Source organism: Moorena sp. SIO4A5, from assembly GCF_010672005.1.
Taxonomy (GTDB): Bacteria; Cyanobacteriota; Cyanobacteriia; order Cyanobacteriales; family Coleofasciculaceae; genus Moorena.
On record NZ_JAAHHZ010000331.1, the window covers coordinates 1 to 5,097 of the forward strand.

General features: G+C 42.7%; 3 protein-coding genes. 2 read left to right on the plus strand and 1 reads right to left on the minus strand.

The features are described 5' to 3' along the window. Positions 1-1,105, plus strand: a 1,105-nt coding sequence (locus F6K57_RS36315; RefSeq protein ID WP_293072979.1) for a lysine 2,3-aminomutase, incomplete at its 5' end; no start/stop codon positions are given. A gap of 265 nt (positions 1,106-1,370) precedes the next feature. Then, positions 1,371-1,943, plus strand: a complete 573-nt coding sequence (locus F6K57_RS36320) for a methyltransferase (protein ID WP_293072982.1) — start codon at positions 1,371-1,373, stop codon at positions 1,941-1,943. A 95-nt stretch (positions 1,944-2,038) separates the two neighbouring features. Here F6K57_RS36320 and F6K57_RS36325 read toward each other — a convergent pair. Then, on the minus strand, positions 2,039-5,097 hold a 3,059-nt coding region (locus tag F6K57_RS36325), incomplete at its 5' end, for a tetratricopeptide repeat protein (RefSeq protein WP_293072985.1).

Here is a 5,097-nt window from a genome sequence, read left to right on the forward strand (position 1 = left end):
CTCAAGGGATTTGAATACCATGGTTCAACTCCTAAAAGACAATGTTCCAGAAAAAATTATGCGACAAACTGCCAATGAAATTCGTCTTCGACTTAATCCCCATCCCGCAGGACAAAAGCAATACAACGTCCCGTCGTTTGAAGGTGAACCTTTACAGGGAGTACAACACAAATATCAACAAACAGTTTTGATTTTTCCCACAGCAGGTCAACACTGCCATGCCTACTGTACATTCTGTTTCCGTTGGCCACAATTTGTCGGACTAGATGATCTTAAATTTGCGACTCGCGAATCGGGTCATTTTCAAGATTATCTACGAGAACACAAAGAAGTCACTGATGTATTGCTTACTGGTGGTGATCCGATGACCATGAAAGCACGACAGCTGGCTTTATATATCGAACCTTTATTAGAAGGGGAATTTGACCACATTCAAACTATTCGCATTGGAACCAAATCACTTTCTTATTGGCCCCATCGATATGTCACCGATGAAGATGCTGATGATTTGTTGCGCTTATTTGAAAAAGTAGTGCAACAGGGTAAGCATCTAGCAATCATGGCTCACTACGAACACTGGCGAGAACTAGATACACAAATCGCTCAAAAAGCAATCCAACGCATTCGAACAACGGGAGGGGAAATTCGAACCCAAGCTCCTGTTGTTCGCCACATCAATGATAGAGCCCATACCTGGGGTAAAATGTGGCAAATGCAGGTACGCTTAGGCTGTATTCCCTACTATATGTTTGTCGAACGACAAACAGGAGCTAAAGACTATTTTGAAATTCCTTTAGTTAAGGTGTGGGAAATTTATCGTCAAGCAATACAACAAGTGTCCGGACTAGGGCGAACTGCTCGTGGTCCGGTAATGTCTGCCTTACCAGGAAAAGTCAAAATTGAAGGTATTAGCGAAATTCAAGGGGAGAAAGTGTTTGTTTTGTCTTTTTTACAAGCTCGTAACCCTCAGTGGTGCAATCGACCTTTCTTTGCCAGTTTTGATGCTGAAGCAACCTGGTTAGGAGATTTGAAGCCTGCTTTTGGTGAATCGAAATTTTTCTATGAAAGCGAGCTAGAAGAAATTTTGACCCGCAAGATGTTGTGAGGCGATTAACACAAGTCAGCTAGGGGCTTTAAGCGATCGCACCCACAACCTAACCAAAAGTGATCATTTATTCCATTTCATTGAGCTAAAGATTTTCAAAATGATTAAGCAATAAGACGTTGTTATTATTCTCAAAGACGGGAAAAGTTTACAGTATAATCCCAAAGATTATCTGAATTTCCATCAGGAACTTTCCTCAAAAGACCGAGAAATTAGGATCCTGTACCAAAATGAACCCGTTTTTGATGTTGTCGTTCCCAAAGGCGTGTTTAATCCCTACGGTGGAATTGCGGCTCAAGCGTTTATGAGTGGTGTTTTGAGTGGTATTCTTGATGTCCAAGGAAAGCGGGTGCTAGACCTCGGATGCGGTGCGGGAGTGATTGGCTTTTGCTGTATTTTGAAACAGAGTCAAAAGGTATTATTTTCCGATCTTCATCCCAACATCGGGGAAATTAAAAATCATCCACTGATGCGAAGTCAAGATCAGGTGAAGGTGCAGGATTTATGTGCAGGAGAAGCAGAGGAAACTTACGATACTGTCTTTATATGTTTTCCCAGTCGTTCAATCGAGCGCCCCATCGATCCTGACTCTTACGAAATGGGAATTTTAAGGAATGACGATATCGTATTCAGAGCTATTAGTGACGTTGGCAAAGTATTAGCACCATCAGGAGAATTTATTTTATTCTATCGAGTTTTCAATGACCAGTTTCCTTTGTATCTGGAAGTGACGTCTCACTTAGCTAAATACTTCGATTTGAGCACCCTTAAATTACTGTGGTATGTAGGAGAAGCTTCAGGACACGGTTTATTGTTGTCTGTTAAAAAATATGCTTAGTAAATATGGCGTAGGGTGGGACAATCTGTCCGATTGTAACGGGCAAGATGCCCGTTCCACCCACCGGGTCTTAAAAGCCTTGTTGTTACTATTCCCTATAATCCATTTCCAATTAAAATAAACGGTGCCCAATAAAAGGGATGCTCCAAACCATACTCTACTTTGGTAATTAAAGCAATTTGAGCTTGCCGGAGGGCTTCCGCTTTAGTAACGTTCCCCTGTTTCAAGACCTGATAAAATTTATTCATCAAGGCTTGGGTACCTTCGTCATTAACTGACCATAGGGATGCGATCGCAGCATCGGCACCAGCATTTTGCATCAGATAACCAAAACCGAGGATTTCTTTGCCATCCCCCAATTCTCCCCCTAAGCCGGTTTGACAGGCACTGAGCACCACTAAATCTACATTAGATAAATCCCATTTTTCTTCTACCTGGCTGAGAGTAACGTGACTGCCATCACCAAACAGAATAAAGGAATCTTGTTTAGTTTTGTCGAACAGAGCGTGGGTGGCTAGATGCACTACGGAATAGTCATTCATCTGATAAATGGTATCCCCGTGAAACTCTTTATCGATCAATGTCTTAGTGTTGGGAAAGGTTTCTGCCAGACGCTCTACTTCCGGTTGGGCATACTGTAAGGGATCAAAGTTATGTCGTTTATCCCCGATCGGAATAGTATGAGCTTTGGTGACCGCTGCCGCAAACACGTCTAACTGTGGTGTCGGTTGATTGTCTAGGGATGTTAGGCTCAGAGCAGTAATCTGATTAACTCTCAACCGCTCAATTAGCCATTGCTCGCCATCATACAACGCCCCTAGGGGAATATAGCGCAATTTGCCATCGGGTGCATATATTATAGTTTTGGCATTAGCCTTGGCTAAGTCAGCTTCAATCGGTTTAATTAGCCACTCGTACAATTGCTCGGCGGGAGTTCTGGCATTACGAGCCGGATTTGCCAGGAGTCTGCGGAAGTTTTGAATCGCTCTTTCCAGGTCTTTTTGTTTTACCTTAACCGTGCGCCGAATCGGGGGAGCATAAGGAGTGACTAGGACTAATTCCAAACGGTCTTCTAATACTAGGGGATAGAGAATAACCGCATCTTGTTCCAATTGCTGGAGTTGCTCTTGCAATCGTTTAGCATACTTCTTTAAGTCTAAGTTTTCTGCTTCTGTAGTTTCCCTCAATTTTGCCAAGCGAGCTTCTACTTCTGGACTCTTCAGGAAATTTTGAAAGTCTTTGGTGAGCTGGGCTTGATTTTTCCTAAGTTGAATGATTCGCTGTTGCTGGCTTTGGGTGCGCTTATCCCTAACAATAGTTTCTAGTTCACTGAGTTCTTGACCCAGGGCAATGGCTTGGTCGATAATCGGTTGGGTACCTTTGATGATTTCCTGTTCTTCAGTCAGTTCTGTAATGCCATCAACGGTGTTATCATCCCCTCGCACATTACTGAGGTAATCCTGCAACTCCTGGACTTTCAGTAAATCGAGCACCCGTAGGGCTTCTAAGTTGCGATTTTGTTGGGTCAATAAATCAGCCAAGTGGCGATAGTCTTCGGCAACAGTATCCGTAAAGGATTGTTGTTGTTCAACCGGCAGAACTTTTAAGTCTTTGCGGATTCCTTCTCGGACATTAACCGATTGTTTAAAGAAGGTAATCGCTAATTCCGATTGGTTTTGGGTATCATACAACTTACCCATACCAGCCAGAATTTGCCCTTCCCTTAAGCGAGTGCCAAGAGTTCTGGAAAGGGCTAAGGCTTGTTGATAAGCTGCTAAAGCCTGGGGATACTTTTCTAGGTTAGTGTAAACTATTCCCATATGGTACAAGGTAGAGCTAATCCCAGCTTTGAACCCAATTGTTTGATTAATCTCTAAGGCTTGTTGATGATAGTCTAGAGCTTTAGTATACTCTCCGAGTTTTTCATAAACTCTGCCGATAGTAGTCAGGGTGTTAGCTTTCTGTAGGCGATTACCAATCTGTTGGGAAATAGCCAAGGATTGCTGATAGAATTGGAGAGACTTGGGATATTGTTTTTGTTTTTGGTAAACTAATCCGATGTTACTCAGGGTTCCCGCAATTCCTTCCTTATGCCCAATTTTCTTAAAAATGGCATTAGCTTGGTTGAAGTAGTCCAATGCTTGGGGATAATCTCCCAAATCCAGATAATTCACCCCCATAGAGTTATAGGTGGTGCCAATACCGGCCTGGTCAGCAATCTCTTGACGAATGGCTAGGGCTTTTTGATCATACTCTAGGGCTTTGGGATACTTTCCCCAGTAACCGTAAACTGTTCCGATGTTGCCCAGGGTAGTAGCTTCTGGAGAGCGTACACCTATTTCTTGTTGAATGGTTAAAGCTTGCTGATAATAGTCTAGAGCTTGGCTAAACTCTCCTTGGTCATTATAAACTGTTCCGATATTGTTGAGACTTATAGCAAGTCCCTCCTTGTCACCAATGTCTTGCCTAATTTCTAGGGATTGCTGATGATAGTTTAAGGCTTTGGCATTGTCTCCCCGGCTACTGTAAACTAATCCAATATTGCTCAGGATAGTAGCTTCCTGGGAGCGCTCCCCTAGGTCTTGTGCAATCTCTAACGCTTTTTGGTAGTTTTCTAAAGCTTGAGCATACTCACCCTGATTATAGTGAACTTGTGCAATATTATTGAGGATAGTACCTTCCCATGAGGGCTCGCCAATGTCTTTAAAAATAGCTAAAGCTTTTTGGTAGTATTCTTTGGCTTGGTCATACTCCCCCCGAGCAGAGTAAATGAACCCAATATTATTGAAGCTACCAGCTTCCTGGGAGGGCTCGCCAATGTCTTGAGAAATAGCTAGAGATTGCTGGTGGTATTCTAAGGCTTGGTCATACTCACCCTGACTGCTGTAAACTGACCCAATATTATTAAGGGTATTGGCTTCCTGGGAGCGCTCACCAATTTCTTTAAAAATAGCTAAAGCTTGCTGGTAGTAATCTAGAGCTTTGTCATATTCACCCCAAACATTGTAAACTGAGCCAATATTATTGAGGTTAGTAGCAACGTTATGACGACCGTGATCGCCAAACTCTTGGTTAATCGCTAAAGCTTGCTGATAATAGTCTAGAGCTTGGCTATACTTCCCTTGGTTTTTATATATCGATCCAATGTTGTTGA